The sequence below is a fragment of the Pseudoalteromonas sp. MBR-15 genome (genome assembly GCF_053628915.1).
The window spans coordinates 148,653-164,630 of record NZ_JBRJHH010000002.1 but is presented as its reverse complement, the minus strand read 5'-3'; the positions used below and the strand labels follow the sequence as shown (position 1 = coordinate 164,630).

General features: G+C 41.5%; 14 protein-coding genes. 11 read left to right on the top strand and 3 right to left on the bottom strand.

The features are described from left to right. Positions 1 to 28: 28 nt before the first annotated feature. Positions 29 to 1,039, bottom strand: coding sequence for an endonuclease/exonuclease/phosphatase family protein (locus ACSSVW_RS03830; protein WP_118844335.1), 1,011 nt, complete (start codon positions 1,037 to 1,039; stop codon positions 29 to 31). Between the two features lie 257 nt (positions 1,040 to 1,296). Between ACSSVW_RS03830 and thrS the strand changes: the two genes are divergently transcribed. The 10 genes from thrS (at position 1,297) to ACSSVW_RS03780 (ending at position 11,574) form a co-directional block, all read left to right on the top strand. Next, complete coding sequence (gene thrS / locus ACSSVW_RS03825) at positions 1,297 to 3,207, top strand: threonine--tRNA ligase (protein WP_454178882.1); 1,911 nt, start codon at positions 1,297 to 1,299, stop codon at positions 3,205 to 3,207. A gap of 57 nt (positions 3,208 to 3,264) precedes the next feature. Beyond that, complete coding sequence (gene infC / locus ACSSVW_RS03820; protein ID WP_074989585.1) at positions 3,265 to 3,828, top strand: translation initiation factor IF-3; 564 nt, start codon at positions 3,265 to 3,267, stop codon at positions 3,826 to 3,828. A gap of 206 nt (positions 3,829 to 4,034) precedes the next feature. Then, on the top strand, positions 4,035 to 4,235 hold the full coding sequence (rpmI, locus tag ACSSVW_RS03815; RefSeq protein WP_004587840.1) for a 50S ribosomal protein L35: 201 nt from the start codon (positions 4,035 to 4,037) through the stop codon (positions 4,233 to 4,235). A gap of 15 nt (positions 4,236 to 4,250) precedes the next feature. Further along, positions 4,251 to 4,610: a 50S ribosomal protein L20 gene (gene rplT, locus ACSSVW_RS03810; protein ID WP_036968189.1), complete on the top strand. Its 360-nt coding sequence runs from the start codon at positions 4,251 to 4,253 to the stop codon at positions 4,608 to 4,610. 199 nt (positions 4,611 to 4,809) lie between these two features. Continuing rightward, the gene (locus ACSSVW_RS03805; RefSeq protein WP_454178881.1) at positions 4,810 to 6,600 is read left to right on the top strand and encodes a M14 family metallopeptidase; all 1,791 of its coding nucleotides are present in this window, start codon (positions 4,810 to 4,812) and stop codon (positions 6,598 to 6,600) included. 5 nt (positions 6,601 to 6,605) lie between these two features. Further along, the gene (locus ACSSVW_RS03800) at positions 6,606 to 7,247 is read left to right on the top strand and encodes an MBL fold metallo-hydrolase (protein ID WP_036968195.1); all 642 of its coding nucleotides are present in this window, start codon (positions 6,606 to 6,608) and stop codon (positions 7,245 to 7,247) included. A gap of 97 nt (positions 7,248 to 7,344) precedes the next feature. Beyond that, positions 7,345 to 7,803 (top strand): Lrp/AsnC family transcriptional regulator, encoded by a 459-nt coding sequence (locus tag ACSSVW_RS03795; protein ID WP_036968198.1) that lies wholly within the window; start codon positions 7,345 to 7,347, stop codon positions 7,801 to 7,803. Positions 7,804 to 7,967: 164 nt separating this feature from the next. After that, the gene (locus tag ACSSVW_RS03790; protein ID WP_036968200.1) at positions 7,968 to 9,524 is read left to right on the top strand and encodes a SulP family inorganic anion transporter; all 1,557 of its coding nucleotides are present in this window, start codon (positions 7,968 to 7,970) and stop codon (positions 9,522 to 9,524) included. Positions 9,525 to 9,679: 155 nt separating this feature from the next. Beyond that, positions 9,680 to 10,753: a sensor histidine kinase gene (locus ACSSVW_RS03785; protein ID WP_036968201.1), complete on the top strand. Its 1,074-nt coding sequence runs from the start codon at positions 9,680 to 9,682 to the stop codon at positions 10,751 to 10,753. Further along, positions 10,750 to 11,574: a LytR/AlgR family response regulator transcription factor gene (locus ACSSVW_RS03780; RefSeq protein WP_036968204.1), complete on the top strand. Its 825-nt coding sequence runs from the start codon at positions 10,750 to 10,752 to the stop codon at positions 11,572 to 11,574. Before ACSSVW_RS03785 ends, ACSSVW_RS03780 begins: the two co-directional genes overlap by 4 nt. Positions 11,575 to 11,637: 63 nt before the next feature. On the opposite strand, the gene pyk is transcribed toward ACSSVW_RS03780, so the two are convergent. Further along, complete coding sequence (gene pyk / locus ACSSVW_RS03775) at positions 11,638 to 13,071, bottom strand: pyruvate kinase (RefSeq protein WP_454178880.1); 1,434 nt, start codon at positions 13,069 to 13,071, stop codon at positions 11,638 to 11,640. Between the two features lie 422 nt (positions 13,072 to 13,493). Here pyk and gndA point away from each other — a divergent pair, with 422 nt between their 5' ends. After that, on the top strand, positions 13,494 to 14,867 hold the full coding sequence (gene gndA, locus ACSSVW_RS03770; protein WP_075593539.1) for an NADP-dependent phosphogluconate dehydrogenase: 1,374 nt from the start codon (positions 13,494 to 13,496) through the stop codon (positions 14,865 to 14,867). A gap of 70 nt (positions 14,868 to 14,937) precedes the next feature. Here gndA and ansA read toward each other — a convergent pair whose 3' ends face one another. Beyond that, a complete protein-coding gene (gene ansA / locus ACSSVW_RS03765; RefSeq protein ID WP_036968216.1) occupies positions 14,938 to 15,948 on the bottom strand; it encodes an asparaginase in 1,011 nt (336 codons plus the stop codon). Between the last annotated feature and the right edge of the window lie 30 nt (positions 15,949 to 15,978).

The window sequence follows — 15,978 nt, the reverse complement described above, 5'->3', positions numbered from 1 at the left end:
GCAAGTAACGTCCTGAAAAACAGTTGCTTTAAAAATGAATTTTAATTGCAATCGAACTATGGTCACTTACTGTAATATCTTCTACTGCTTGGTGGGGGTTTAAATGCGCATCATAGCTTTCGTATTCCAGCTTTGAGACCTTTGATAGTGCGCATTGTGGATTAAAATGCGCAGAGACCAAAATATAATCGAGCACGTTTCCCTTGCCGTGATAATAGTGGCTAAACGGCTTTGTGTTGTTCTCACTAGCAGCGCAAAATAGGTAGGCGTCTGTTAAGCCGACGACGGGTTCATTATTTGCTATACAGGGCTCGCAACGAGTCGGGTGAAAGCCTTGTGTCATAAATGATAATGTGGGGCTTGTCAGCACGTCGTTAAAATCGCCCATCACCAAGGTGGCACATTGTTTTTCACGCTGTGTTTTTAACGCATCGTAATAAACAATAGACGCCTCTAATGAGCGTGATATTTGCGATTGCATTGCGCCAACTGTTTGGTGCAGCAACTGCAATAAGGGATCTTCAAGGTTATGTATGTTGAGTATGTGCGCCATAGATTGCACACGTTGTGATTTAAAATGCACAACATAACAGCACACCTCACCAAATTCAGGAAAGTCCAAGAAACACTTTATAGGCGTGCGATTAAACTTAAAATCACTTTGGTTGTTGAGGTATTCAAGCAATTCTGGGCAGGGAGTCAAAGGTTCGACACAAGTGAAAGGGTATTTACTGGCGATAGCAACAATAGGATTAAACAGCACTTGAGGGTACAGCGCATCGTGCGAAGGGGAGTCAACGGTTTCAAAATAATCATAACCGGCTTCTTTACACTGTATTTCTAATGCGTGAGCACTAAAAACCTCTTGAAACGCGACCACATCGGCTTTCGAATCAAACAGAAAATCACGCACAAACTGCTGCTTTTGCTGCCACTGCGTGTTGTTATAGCGTTCATGCTGTTGGTAAAACGAATAAGGGGGGGCAGTGTAGTTAAGTAAATTCAAACTAGCAAACTTGAGCGTATGCGTGTGTGGCATCGTGATCACCGTTAAAGTACTGACCTGTTAAGTATGAAATGACTTAAGTAATTGTCAATTTACTCACCTAAATACTTGTATTTGAGGACTCTAGCGGCGACAATGGGTGCTTGTATTTGCGAAGACTCAGTAAATACACGTCTTTTAGGCACCAAATGGCAATGCTTATTCGTAAAAGCGTTGCAGAGTTACTCAAAATTTATTTAAAAAATTACATGTGATGCATTGTAGGCATCACCACTGTATAAGGATTTATAATGCCAGTTATTACCCTTCCTGACGGCAGTCAGCGTAGTTTTGAAAACCCAGTAAGTACATATGATGTTGCCAGCGATATTGGCCCAGGTTTAGCGAAAGCAACCATAGCCGGTCGTGTAAATGGTAATCGTGTTGATGCATGTGACTTAATTACCGACGATGCGCGCTTAGAAATTATTACTGCCAAGGATGACGACGGTTTAGAAATCATCCGTCACTCTTGTGCGCACCTTATTGGTCACGCAGTTAAGCAACTTTTCCCTGACGCGAAAATGGCAATTGGTCCAACGATCGACAATGGTTTTTACTACGATATCGATATGGATCACTCATTAAGTCAAGACGATTTAGACGCCATCGAAAAGCGTATGCTTGAACTTGCAAAAACAAACTACGATGTGGTTAAAAAGACCGTAAGCTGGCAAGAAGCGCGTGATACATTCGAAGCACGTGGTGAAACATACAAAATGGAAATCTTAGACGAGAATATCGCAAAAGATGACCGCCTAGGTTTATACCACCACGAAGAATACATTGACATGTGTCGTGGCCCACACGTACCAAATATGAAATTCTGCCAACATTTTAAAATAATGAAAGTGGCGGGTGCTTATTGGCGCGGTGATTCTGAAAACAAAATGCTGCAACGTATTTACGGCACAGCATGGGCAGATAAAAAGCAACTTAAAGCGTATCTAAAACGTTTAGAAGAAGCTGAAAAACGTGACCACCGTCGCATTGGTAAAGCACTTGATTTATGGCATTGGCAAGAAGAAGCGCCGGGTATGGTGTTTTGGCATAATGACGGCTGGAGCATTTACCGTGAGCTTGAAGACTTCGTTCGTGAAAAATTACGTGAGTACGATTACGAAGAAGTGAAAGGCCCATTAATGATGGACCGTGTTTTGTGGGAAAAATCAGGGCACTGGGATAAATACGCAGATGCCATGTTCACCACAGAATCTGAAAAGCGTGAATATGCTATTAAACCAATGAACTGTCCTGGTCATGTGCAAATTTTCAACCAAGGTCTAAAATCATACCGTGACTTACCATTGCGTATGGCTGAGTTTGGTTGTTGTCATCGTAATGAGCCATCAGGTGCATTACATGGCTTAATGCGTGTTCGTGGTTTTACACAAGATGATGCACATATATTCTGTACTGAAGACCAAATTATGGATGAAGTATCAGCGTGTATCAAAATGGTTTACGACACGTATGAAACGTTCGGTTTTGAAAAGATCGTTGTAAAACTGTCTACTCGCCCAGAAAAACGTATCGGTGAAGACGAAATGTGGGACAAAGCAGAGCTTGCGTTAGCAGAAGCTCTGAAAGTAAACGACATTGAGTTTGATTACTTACCGGGTGAAGGGGCGTTTTACGGTCCGAAAATTGAATTTACATTATATGATTGTTTAGACCGTGCATGGCAATGTGGTACAGTGCAATTAGATTTTGCATTACCAGGTCGTTTAGGTGCGACATACGTTGCAGAAAATAACGAACGTCGTACACCAGTTATGATACACCGTGCTATATTAGGTTCGATTGAGCGTTTCATTGGTATTTTAACCGAAGAATACGCCGGATTGTTCCCGACATGGCTTGCACCTAAGCAAGTGGTGATCATGAATATCACGGATAAACAAGCTGACTATGTGCAAGAAATTGTACAAAAATTAAATAAACTTGGAATTAGAGCCGCTGCTGACTTGAGAAATGAGAAGATTGGCTTTAAAATCCGTGAACATACGTTAAAACGTATTCCTTACTTACTTGTTGTAGGCGACAAAGAAGTTGAACAACAAGAAGTGGCAGTACGCACTCGCACAGGTGAAGACCTAGGCAAATTTAATGTTGATGATTTCATTGCAAAAATTAGCGACGAAATAAAAAATCGACAATAAATCATGAGCGTGTAGGGCATAACAAACAGCCAACTACACGCTTTTTATTTTATATTCTTGGAGGATCGTACCATTAGAGGCGGCAAGAAAGGGCAACAAACAGCTCAAAAAAATCGTATCAACGAAGATATTACAGCTAAAGAAGTTCGTTTAATTGACATTGACGGCGAGCAAGCTGGCATCGTGTCATTAAAAGAGGCGCAAGCTATGGCTGATGATGCGGGTGTAGATCTTGTAGAAATCAGTCCTAATGCTGAGCCACCTGTTTGTAAGGTTATGGACTACGGTAAGTTCATCTTTGAGAAAAGCAAAGAACTAAAAGAACAAAAGAAAAAGCAAAAGCAAATCCAGGTGAAAGAAATCAAATTCCGTCCAGGCACGGATGAAGGTGATTACCAGGTTAAGCTTCGCAATTTGCGTAAGTTCTTAGAAGCGGGTGATAAAGCTAAAATTACTATTCGTTTCCGTGGTCGTGAAATGGCTCACCAAGAAATTGGTATTGAATTATTAAATCGTGTTAAAGCTGATTTGGAAGATGTTTCACAAGTTGAATCTTTCCCAAATCGTGTTGAAGGTCGCCAAATGGTTATGATGATGGCACCTATTGCTAAAAAGCAATAAACAAGCGATAATACGCACCGAATTTATCTCAGGTCATCAAGTAACAGCATGCTGTTCACCTGAAATAACCGGTTTAAGTAAAGTTGCAGTGCATTAGTACTGGGCTTTCACCGGATAATGGCGGTAAGTTAGGCCTTGAAAGAAGAGCTATTTATATCTCTCGCCTGCTTGCCATATTGTTGAGCAATACATTTGGAGTTATTGCAATGGCTTACAAGCTAAAATCACACAGAGGCGCAGCTAAGCGTTTCAAGAAAACTGCTTCTGGCGGTTTCAAGCGTAAACAAGCGCATCTTCGTCACATTCTGACTAAGAAAACTTCTAAGCGTAAATTACACTTACGTCCTAAGATGATGGTTCATAAGAATGACCATGGTCTAGTTTCACGTATGTTACCATTCGCTTAATAGGAGTCTTCAGAAATGGCAAGAGTTAAACGCGGTGTTATCGCACGTGCACGTCACAAAAAAGTTTTAAAACAAGCTAAAGGTTACTACGGAGCACGTTCACGTGTTTACCGCGTAGCTTTCCAGGCAGTTACTAAAGCGGGTCAATACGCTTACCGTGACCGTCGTGCTAAGAAACGTACTTTCCGTCAACTTTGGATTGCACGTATCAATGCAGCAGCTCGTCAAAACGGTCTTTCATACAGCCGTTTTATCAATGGTCTTAAAAAGACATCTGTAGAAATCGATCGTAAGATCCTTGCAGATATCGCTGTTTACGACCAAGTTGCATTCGCAGCGCTTGTTGCAAAAGCTAAAGAAGGCCTAGCGGCTTAATTTTCGCTTTTGATACAGTTTAAAAAGGAGCCTAGTGCTCCTTTTTTTGATCTTAGAACTCCTTGAACCGTGAATCTTTAAATAATCACGTCCTGTCATTTGCTCCATTTTTTTGTTGAATCACCGCAGTTTACGCAATCTATTCTAATTAGTTGTTATAATTCCCGTTAATAGAATAAGTACCGCACTTGAGAGTGATATGTTTGCCAGTTTAGTGTTTTTATCTACTGTAGTGACTTTAGACAGCCACCTACCTCCTTTGTTACCGTGGCAAGGTAACAGTGTGTCATTAATGCAAGAAAAAGGGCCATTAACGACTGATTTTGAATTAAGTGATGGCACCTTATCGCCAAATTATGCAGACACAATGGCTTTTGTAGATCGACTCGTTGCGGCTAATCCTACTCAATTTAAAGTAAAAACGATTGCCACAAGTAGCAGTGGCCGCGCAATAAAAATGCTTGTTGCTAATGAGCAAGGGTTGTTTGAGCCAACACAACTTGTTGCAGATACCAAACCAACTATCTTTGTTCAAGCGGGTATTCACAGCGGGGAAATTGACGGTAAAGATGCCATGTTTATGCTATTACGTGATATTGCGACCGGAAAGCGTCGTGATATTTTAAGTAAAGTAAACATACTGTTCATTCCAATTCTGAATGTAGATGGTCACGAACGTAGCAGCCAATTTAACCGTATAAATCAACGCGGCCCAGCAGAAATGGGATTTAGAACTAACGGTCTAAATTTAAACTTAAATCGTGATTATACCAAGCTTGATACCCCCGAAATACAAGGGGTTATGCAGGTTATAAATCAATTCAAACCCGACCTTTATATTGATGTACATGTAACAGATGGCGCTGATTACCAATACGATGTCACGTATGGGTACAATCCTGTGTTCTCAAGTGAGTCACCAAGTGTGTCAGAAGCGCTAGACACCCTGTTTAAACCTGTCATTGATGCCAAATTAGAAAAAGCAGGGCACATACCTGGGCCATTAGTGTTTGTTATGGACAAGCGCGATTTTAAAAAAGGCTTAGCAGGATGGGTTGCGACACCTCGTTATTCGAATGGGTGGGGTGACTTACGTTCATTGCCTAGTATTTTAGTTGAAAATCACTCTTTAAAACCTTACAAGCAGCGTGTGTTAGGCACTTATGTGTTTATCGACGGCGCTATTGATGCGCTTGCAGCTAACGATAAAGCATTAAATGCCGCTGTAAAAAAAGAGCTCGATTTTAAACCGAGACAACTCGTTGTTGAGCGAAGTTACGCAAAGCAACCCGACACACTCGCATTTAAAGGCATTGCCTATTCACGCAGTGAAAGCGCGCTTACAGGGCAAGCTGAAGTTAAATACCTCGGTGAAGCTAAAAACTATGAGTCATTGCCGATTTTTTGGCAAAAAGACGTTAAGAAAACGGTTCATGTTCCTCGTGCGTTTTACATTCCACCTGCGTATAGCAATATAATCAAAAAACTTAAGTTACACGGTATCGACGTTACTCCGGTTGATAACACGCCAACAGCAGTGATGACACGGGCAAGCGTAGTCGACTATACATTTGCTAAAGCTCCCTTTGAAGGGCGTTTTCGTGTAGATGCCAAATTTGACTATGCCCCTGTGCAAGTAGATGTACAGGGCTGGTATAAAGTCTCAACGGCGCAACCCTACTCAGAATTGGCAACACATTTGCTGCACCCTGAAGCCCCTGATTCATTTTTTTCATGGGGTGAGTTTAACACCATTTTTCAACGTACTGAGTACATGGAAAATTACGCGCTCATGCCATATGCTCGTCAGATGCTAAAAGAAAAACCGGCCCTTGCATTAGAGTTTGATCAGAAAATTCGTGAAGATAAACAATTTGCGAATGATCCAGAAGCGCGTCTGAATTGGCTTTATGAGCGTACCCCATTTTATGATCAAGCGTATTTAAAATACCCAATTTTAATGACGTTTGAGACACCTGAACAAGGATAAAAACGATGAAAGTCATTACAGTCCCTGTGACGGGGTTTGCACAAAACTGCCGCATAATTATTTGCCAGCAGACGAATAAAGCAGCATTAGTTGACCCTGGCGGTGATGCTGAAAAATTATGCGCTCAGCTTGCCTCACTTGGTTGTGAATTAATTGCAATTTATCTAACCCATGGTCATTTAGATCATGTTGGTGCGGCTAAACAGCTTGCCGATAAGTTTAATGTTGACATTATTGGTCCACACATTGACGACAAGTTTTGGTTTGATTCACTGCCAATGCAAGCTCAAATGTTCGGATTTGCACCAATTTCACCTTTTTATCCAACACAGTGGTTAAACCATGGCGATGTGATTAGCGTGGGTAATAGCCAGTTATCGGTGCGCCATTGTCCAGGCCATACGCCAGGGCACGTGGTCTTTTATGATGACGAGACACAGCAGGTCATCGTCGGAGATGTTATTTTTCAAGGTTCAGTAGGGCGCACAGACTTTCCAAAAGGCGATAGTGCGCAGCTGCTTGCATCAATTAAATCAGAAATTTTATCGTTTGCAGATGAAGTTGCCATTTTACCTGGTCATGGTCCAAACACTACCGTAGGGCATGAGCGAAAAACGAATCCATTTATTAGTGGACGCTTTGGCTAAAATTGCATTTTTTTCGCATAAATAATAGAAAATAGGCAGACTGACATTCAAATCAGTTATATAATTTACTCAGTATTTTTAAAGAAAAAGAAATAAAATGTCTCTAAACCAAGTAGATCGCCAAATTTTGGCATTATTACAGCAGGATGCTAGCTTATCAACGGCAGAAATTGCCGATAAAGTTGGTTTATCTCAATCTCCTTGTTGGCGTCGTATCGCTAAACTTGAACAAGATGGTTATATCAAAGGTAAAGTTGCTTTACTTGATGAGAAAAAGCTTGGCTTTGATATGTTGGTTTATGCACATGTTCGCTTATCAAATCATGGCAGAACAAACTTAGCTGAATTTGAACGTTTAATCATGAGCTACGACGAAGTGACCGAGTGCTATAGCATGGCGGGTACTATGGACTTTATGCTGCGCATTATTTCTAAAGGAATTGAAGGGTATGAGCAGTTTGTTCGCGATAACCTTCTAAATCTTGAGTTTGTGCAAGAAGTACACTCAAATGTGACGATGACTTGTGTGAAGCGAAGTACATCTTTACCTCTTTAATTATACCTTCTTCATTTAGCTTTTTATTGACAAACGGTTAGTGCTTTTGCGTGCTAACCGTTTTGTTGTCTGTGTGTTTACGGTTGTTGCTGATTGTTAACGTAGGCAGTTTTTGCTAGAATTCTGCGCCTTGCCAAAATGCATACACTTGAAAGAGGATCTTAATGTTTAACTTACTCAGCAAAGCGCCAAGCTCTGCTAAAAACGATATATTATCAGGCCTGACAGTCGCACTGGCATTGGTGCCAGAAGCCGTAGCTTTTGCTTTCGTTGCTAATGTAGAGCCTTTAGTAGGCCTATATGCCGCATTTATTGTTGGTTTGATTACGGCTATTTTTGGTGGTCGCCCTGGAATGATATCAGGTGCAACCGGCGCATTAGCCGTCGTAATGGTAAGTTTAGTATTAGACCATGGCGTTGAATATCTATTTGCGACGGTATTATTGATGGGGATATTACAGATCCTCGCAGGTATATTTAAGCTTGGTAAGTTTATTCGCATGGTACCTCACCCCGTCATGTTAGGCTTTGTGAATGGTCTTGCTATCGTTATTTTCTTAGCCCAACTAGGTCAATTTAAAGTGCCAGATGGTATGGGCGGCCAACAGTGGATGGAAGGTCAAGCGCTCTACATAATGCTTGGTTTAGTCGCGTTAACAATGGCGATTATTCACTTTTTACCTAAGCTAACTACCGCGGTACCTTCATCATTAGTTGCTATTGTGACAGTCACGGGCATTGTGATTGGGTTTGACCTTGAAGCACGCACTGTGCTTGATTTCTTAAAAGGGATGACGGGTAACGAGCAAGCAACTATCGCAGGCGGTCTGCCGCAATTCCATATTCCAATGGTGCCATTTACCCTTGAAACGTTAAAAATAATTTTTCCGTATGCATTAATTCTAGCGGCAATTGGTTTAATTGAATCATTGTTAACACTCACGCTTATAGATGAAATTACAGAAACGCGTGGCCACAGTAATAAAGAGTGTATTGGTCAAGGTGCTGCTAATGTAACCTGTGGTTTCTTTGGTGCAATGGGCGGGTGTGCAATGATTGGCCAATCAATGATTAACATTAACTCGGGTGGTCGCTCACGTTTATCAGGTATTAGCGCGGCCTTACTCCTATTGGCATTCATTATTTTTGCAGCAGGCTTAATCGAAATGATCCCGCTGGCGGCACTGGTTGGTGTAATGTTCATGGTGGTACTGGGCACATTTGAATGGGCAAGCTTTAAAATGATGAAGCGCGTGCCAAAGTCTGATGCATTTGTGATTGTATTAGTGTCTGGTGTGACTGTTGCCACTGACCTTGCTATTGCTGTATGCGTAGGTGTGATTGTGTCTGCACTGGTATTTGCTTGGCAGCATGCTAAACACATTTATACAAGTAACTATATCGACCAAGAAGGCTCAAAAGTGTATGAATTGCATGGCCCACTGTTTTTTGGCTCGGTGAAAAACTTTGCCGAATTATTCGATGTAAAAAGTGATCCCCAAGACGTCATTATTGAGTTTAAACATAGCCGAGTGGCAGATCACAGTGCGATTGAAGCCATTGATAGTTTAGCCGATAAGTATGCTAAAGCGGGTAAAAAATTACATTTACGTCATTTAAGCCCAGATTGTATTCAGTTGCTTCATAAGGCGCGCGATCTTGTCGAGGTTAACGTGATTGAGGATCCTAAATACAAAGTAGCCTCTGATAAATTGGCGTAATAAATTGCTGATTAAAAAGCGAAGGCCGTCAAAGTCTTCGCTTTTTTAATGCCTGTAGAATGCGGTAAGGCTATTAAAAATTAAGATAGGTGGCAGTGCTTTGCATGAGTGACTATCGGTATAATAAAAATAACGACGAAAGGTAACTTGATATTTTGAATTGGCAATCATTAGTTGATAATCGACAACGCTTCTTCTGGGTTTTGCAAATAGCAGGCTGGATAGGCTACGCGTTGGTGAATTATATCGGCTCAAAAGTATTTGAAATGCGTGATATTTACGTATTTGTTATTGTATTAAACGCCTATGCAGGGTGTTTAATGACAGTACCACTGCGTTATATGTATCGCAAAGTTTGGAATGCATCGCCATGGGTTCTTATGCTGGTTGTGTTTGGGGCATCCTATATCACGGGCACGTTATGGGCGGTCGTTCAAAAATTCAACTTATGGGAAATTTATCGACACGGTTACCGGCCGAATGAATGGTTTTATTATTTTCAGCAAGGATTAGACTCTGTCTATATTATTCTGTGCTGGAGTGGTTTGTATTTTGGCATAAAGTATTACCAACTACTGCAAAGTGAGCGTCAAAAAGCCCTAAAAGCAACAACAATGGCGCACGAAGCACAGTTAAAAATGCTGCGCTACCAACTTAATCCGCACTTTTTATTTAATACACTGAATGCAATATCAACCTTAATTTTGGTGAAAGAGAATAAAGATGCGAATTTAATGGTCTCTAAATTAAGTGACTTCTTACGCTACACACTCAATACTGATCCCATTAAAAAGGTGCCTCTAGAGCAAGAAATACACGCACTCATGCTGTATTTAGAGATTGAAAAAGTACGTTTTGATGAGCGTCTTCAGGTCAATGTTGATGTTAGCGAGCAAGCGAAAGAGGCATTAGTACCGAGTTTGATCCTCCAGCCCATTATTGAAAACTCAATCAAGTATGCGATAGCGCAGCTTAATGAGGGGGGAGTGATTGATATTAAAGCACAAGTTTTTGCAAATGAACTATTATTGGAAGTAGGCGATAATGGTCCTGGTACTGAGTTAATAGATGGTCAACTGGTTAATTCTCAAGGCGTTGGCATAGCAAATACAAAGGACCGATTAAAAACACTTTATGAGAACAACTATTCGTTTGTACTCTCTGACAATTCGCCAAGTGGATTAAAAGTTAATCTGCGTGTTCCGTTTGAAAAGGCTGTTAAGAAATGAGCAAAATTAGAACTTTGATCGTTGATGATGAACCATTAGCTAGGAAAGGCTTAGCGGTTCGGCTCTCTGAGTTTGACGACATAGAAGTCATTCGTTTATGTAGCAATGGTCAAGAGGCAATAGATGAATGCCTTAGTGGTAACATCCAATTAGTTTTTTTAGATATTCAAATGCCAAATATGAATGGTTTCGAAGTAGCACGTGCGTTAAGCGAAAGTGTGAACCCTTTACCTGCAATTGTATTTGTAACGGCGTTTGATCAGTTTGCTGTAAAAGCATTCGAGATTCATGCATTGGATTATATTCTTAAACCAGTCGATGACAACAGACTAAAACAGGCGGTAGAGAAAGTGCATACCTATTTAAAGACGCAACAAGATAACGCCCATAAGAAAAAACTAGCGAGTTTTGTCGCGGGTATAACAGGCAATAATTGCGAAGAGATTTTAAAAAAGCTGGCCACAGGTGATAGCTTAGCCGACCGTCGTTATCCGGAGTCACTGGCTGTAAAAGAGCAGGGTGAAATAGTCCGTGTGCCTGTTGTTACTATTCAATGGGTTGACGCTGCTGGTGATTACATGTGTTTACATTGCCAAGACGGGCAAACACATATCTTACGCAAAACAATGAAAGAGCTTGAACAAGAACTAGATCCCCAGTTATTTGTGCGAGTACATCGCAGTGCGATTGTTAATACAAAACAAATCAGCAAACTTGTTACTCAAGTCAGCGGTGAGTACTTATTAGTGCTCGATAATGGCCAAGAGTTAAAAGTAAGCCGCAGTTATCGCGATAAAGTAAAAGCAGCACTGGCAAGCTGATACGCTATTTTAAACAAAAAAGGCGCAAAATTAATTCTGCGCCTTTTTTCGTTATATTGGTTTTTATACCGTCACAATTTTCATCGTGTTAGTTGCACCAATGGTTTCCATAGCGTCACCGTGAGTTAATATTACAGTGTCACCTGTGGCTAAAGAGCCTTGCTTAACAAGCGTGTTTAACGCATCACGAACCATGTTGTCTTTTTCACATTTAGTTGAGTCAAAGTATACAGGGTAAACGCCACGATAAAGTGCTGTTTGGCCTAATGTACTTGCATGACGAGACAGCGAATAAATAGGTAAACCAGAGCTGATACGCGACATAAGTTTAGCCGTGCTACCAGATTCAGTCAGTGTGATAATCGCTTTCACTGAGTCAAGGTGGTTAGCAGCATACATGGCTGAAAGTGCAATAGATTCAGCGTTAGAAGAAAAACGGCTATCTAAACGGTGTTTAGAGACGTGCGTTTCTTTTTGTGACTCGGCACCTAAACATACACGCGCCATGGTTGCGACAGTCTCTTCTGGGTAGTCACCTGCCGCTGTTTCTGCTGATAACATAACCGCATCAGTCCCATCAAGCACTGCGTTGGCAACGTCCATAACTTCTGCACGTGTTGGCATTGGGTTATCGATCATTGATTCCATCATTTGCGTTGCCGTTACTACTGTACGGTTTAATGAGCGAGCGCGTCTAATAATAAGCTTTTGCTTACCCACAAGGGCAGCATCACCAATTTCAACACCTAAATCACCACGCGCAACCATTACAGCATCAGAAGCTAGGACGATATCATCAATTGCTTCAACGGTTTCAACCGCTTCTGCACGCTCAATTTTAGCGAGTAACTGCGCGTTCGAACCTGCCGCTTCGGCTAGTGAACGTACATAGCGCATGTCATCACCACTGCGTGGGAAGGAAACTGCAATATAGTCAACACCAATTTCGGTTGCTGTGATTAAATCTTCTTTGTCTTTCTCGGTGAAAGCAGGGGCCGTTAGACCACCGCCTAAACGGTTGATGCCTTTATTGTTCGAAAGCACGCCACCCACAGTGACTGTGGTATGCACTAATTCACCTTCAACAGAGTCGACAGTAAGTTGAATTAAGCCATCATTTAACAGTAGCAAATCACCTGATTTTACATCGTTTGGTAATTCTTTGTAGTCAATACCCACAGCGTTTACGTCGCCTTGGCCTTTTTCCATTTTTGCGTCTAGCGTAAATTTAGCACCTACTTCTAAGTTTACTTTGCCATCTTTAAATGTAGAAACGCGAATCTTAGGACCTTGTAAATCAGCAAGTATTGCAACGTGCTTGCCTAAACGCTTTGCTATATCGCGTACAGCTTGAGCACGGTCTTTGTGATCTTGAGCAACGCCATGTGAGAAGTTCAAACGAACAACATTTGCACCTGCACGAATAATTTTTTCTAGGTTGTTATCGCGATCGGTTGCCGGTCCAAGTGTCGCAACAATTTTTGTGCGTCTTAGCATCAAATTCTCCTGTGCGCTTAATCGATGTTAAGCGAATTGATGGTTTACTATTAAAAAGTCGTGCTAAAAGCCTTGCTAATGGGCTTATACAACGGCACGGTGTAGAACTCATAGGTAAAAAATGTGTTTTTTAACTATGAGTATCTGAATCCATGTATTATTGAATCATAATACAAAAATTGAATGACGATATTATGACACCGGTGTCAGGTGGCGTCAATACACTTAACTTTTAAATGGGTATTATAAAAATCTGGTCCGATGCCTGCGTTATTTTGATATAATTTGAACAACGTCGCTTTTAAACACACTGATTTTTACCAAGTTGGCTTGGATGCTCGCATTTTTGGGCTGCTTGGGTATAATGCGCGCGTATTTATTTTGATTAACTAACCAATAGTTGTTACCGAGGAGGACACTAAATGCAAGTTGCATTAGTAGGGTTAGGCGTTATGGGTAAAAATCTTGCCCTCAACCTGATTGAAAAAGGGCTGACATTAGTAGCGTACGATAAGAACCCTGATGCGGGTGCTGAGTTACTAAGCTGTGCGAAAGCACTCGGATTGGCAGACCGTTTACATATTGTGTCTGATTTAAATGATATGGTTAGACGTTTAGAGCCGCCTCGTTCAATTTTACTTTTAGTTCCTGCTGGTGAATTGGTTGATAAAGTATGTACTGAGCTTGCGGAAGCAGGCGTCGAGTGTGATGACATCATCGTCGATTGCGGCAATAGTAACTATAAAGACGGTATTAGCCGTAAACTTAAGTTCCAAAATAAATTTGAATTCGCCACAATGGGGATCTCAGGGGGTGCCGAAGGCGCACGCCATGGTCCTGCAATGATGGCCAGTGGCTCCGAAGGCGGCTGGGAGCGTGTTGAGCCGTGGTTTGAAAAAGTTGCAGCAAGTTACAAGGGTGAGTCGTGTTTTGCGCGTGTAGGGCAATCTGCAAGCGGTCACTTTGTAAAAATGGTGCACAACGGTATCGAATATGCGTTGATGCAGCTTATTGCAGAAATGTATCAACTGCTTCGTTTGGGCACTAATCGCACGCCAAAAGAAGTTGCCGACATTTTTAATGATTGGTCTGAAGGAACATTAAATAGCTACCTACTATCAATCTCTAGTCATATTCTTAGCCTTGAAACAACTGAAGGTGAGCCTTTAGTTGACTTAATTGACAATAAAGTAGGGGCCAAAGGCACTGGATTATGGACAGCACAAAATGCGCTTGAGTTAGGCATTGCAGTGCCTTCACTGGTTGCTGCGGTACAAGCTCGCCATTTAACAAATACATGTGATACGCATGCTGCAAAAGAAATGACTTATGCAGCCAAAGCAACTAACACTGTTGAGTTAGACCTAGAAGAATTAAAAGACGCGTTTACGTTGGCAAGTTTACTGGCTTACCGTCAAGGTCTTGCGCTTATCAAAGGTGCATCACGTGCGCACCAATGGAAAGTTGATCTTGCTAAAACGTTACAAACGTGGCGAGCGGGTTGTATTATTCGTGCCGATTACTTAGATAATGTTGCTGAAGGCGTAGAGTTTATTGATTCTATGCAGCGTGAATCAGCTGCACTTCGTAAAGTGACAGGGGCGGCAGTTGCTTCTGGTCTTGCATTCCCTGTGTTAACTGCAACACAAACGTATATTGCAACACTTACAACACCAAGCAATGGACATTTGGTTCAGGCACAGCGTGATTACTTCGGTGAGCACGGTATCAAAACACACAGTGGTGAAGTTTGCCATTTAACTGATTTAGTCGATATTGACGAAAAAGTCCGTTAATGAGTTGAATTACTCACCATCATGAAAAAAGGCACCGTACGGTGCCTTTTTAATATCTAAAACTTTAATTTTATCGACTCAACTCGCCACGTAGGTTGTCTTGCATAAGATGGCGCACTGTTTCAACTTCAAGCTTTTGGCTAAATAAGTAATGTAACTTTGTTAAACAGGCTTCTAAAGTCATGTCATAGCCACTGATAACACCACAGTTGAGTAATGCATTACCGGTGGCATACCCGCCCATGTTGACATGTCCTTTTAAACACTGGGTAAGATTAACAATCACCATGCCACGCTTACTAGCCTCATTGAGGATGTCTAGAAAGGCAGGGTCTTGTGGTGCATTGCCAACGCCAAAGCTTAATAATACAAGCGCTTTAATGTTATCGTTAACCAAGCTTTTTACAACCTCAGGACTGATCCCCGGATATAAATACAGCACGCCAATTGGTTGTGGAGTAATGTTAGATACTTGCAGTTCGTTATCGACATACGGGCTCAATTGCCCCTTGATTAATTGTATATTGATACCTGATAACGCTAACGGTTCAAGGTTAGGTGAAGCAAACGCGTCAAAACCATCTGCGTGTGCTTTTGTTGCTCTATTACCACGGAAAAGTTGGTTATTGAAAAACAGGCTGACTTCAGCAATAGGGTAATTCGCTGCTAAGTACATGGCGTTTAGTAAATTAACTTGACCATCAGAGCGAAGCTGTGACAAAGGAATTTGCGAGCCTGTGACAATCACGGGTTTGGTCAAATTTTCAAACATAAACGATAAAGCCGATGCCGTGTAGGCCATTGTGTCAGTGCCATGTAATACGACAAAGCCATCATAGTCTTGGTATTTACTTTTGATATCGTCAGCAATAAGTTGCCAATGTGCCGGTGACATATCGGATGAATCAATCAAAGGGCAGTATTCGTGAATATCAAATAAAGGCATTTCATCACGATTAAACTCAGCATTGTTGACCACTGTTTCGGTTAAAAAGCCTTCAGCAGGAACATAGCCTCGGCTCGATTTTTTCATCCCGATTGTGCCGCCTGTATAGGCGATATATATACGTTTACGTTTCATAAAAAAGCCCAGTAAATTAACTGGGCTTAG

Excerpts from the sequence above, each read along its gene's own strand:
- ACSSVW_RS03805 (WP_454178881.1), top strand. The coding sequence starts at position 4,810 with ATGTTTGCCAGTTTAGTGTTTTTATCTACTGTAGTGACTTTAGACAGC.
- ACSSVW_RS03795 (WP_036968198.1), top strand. The coding sequence starts at position 7,345 with ATGTCTCTAAACCAAGTAGATCGCCAAATTTTGGCATTATTACAGCAG.
- ansA (WP_036968216.1), bottom strand. The coding sequence starts at position 15,948 with ATGAAACGTAAACGTATATATATCGCCTATACAGGCGGCACAATCGGG.
- ACSSVW_RS03790 (WP_036968200.1), top strand. The coding sequence starts at position 7,968 with ATGTTTAACTTACTCAGCAAAGCGCCAAGCTCTGCTAAAAACGATATA.
- thrS (WP_454178882.1), top strand. The coding sequence starts at position 1,297 with ATGCCAGTTATTACCCTTCCTGACGGCAGTCAGCGTAGTTTTGAAAAC.
- rplT (WP_036968189.1), top strand. The coding sequence starts at position 4,251 with ATGGCAAGAGTTAAACGCGGTGTTATCGCACGTGCACGTCACAAAAAA.
- pyk (WP_454178880.1), bottom strand. The coding sequence starts at position 13,071 with ATGCTAAGACGCACAAAAATTGTTGCGACACTTGGACCGGCAACCGAT.
- ACSSVW_RS03800 (WP_036968195.1), top strand. The coding sequence starts at position 6,606 with ATGAAAGTCATTACAGTCCCTGTGACGGGGTTTGCACAAAACTGCCGC.
- gndA (WP_075593539.1), top strand. The coding sequence starts at position 13,494 with ATGCAAGTTGCATTAGTAGGGTTAGGCGTTATGGGTAAAAATCTTGCC.
- ACSSVW_RS03830 (WP_118844335.1), bottom strand. The coding sequence starts at position 1,039 with ATGCCACACACGCATACGCTCAAGTTTGCTAGTTTGAATTTACTTAAC.
- rpmI (WP_004587840.1), top strand. The coding sequence starts at position 4,035 with ATGGCTTACAAGCTAAAATCACACAGAGGCGCAGCTAAGCGTTTCAAG.
- ACSSVW_RS03780 (WP_036968204.1), top strand. The coding sequence starts at position 10,750 with ATGAGCAAAATTAGAACTTTGATCGTTGATGATGAACCATTAGCTAGG.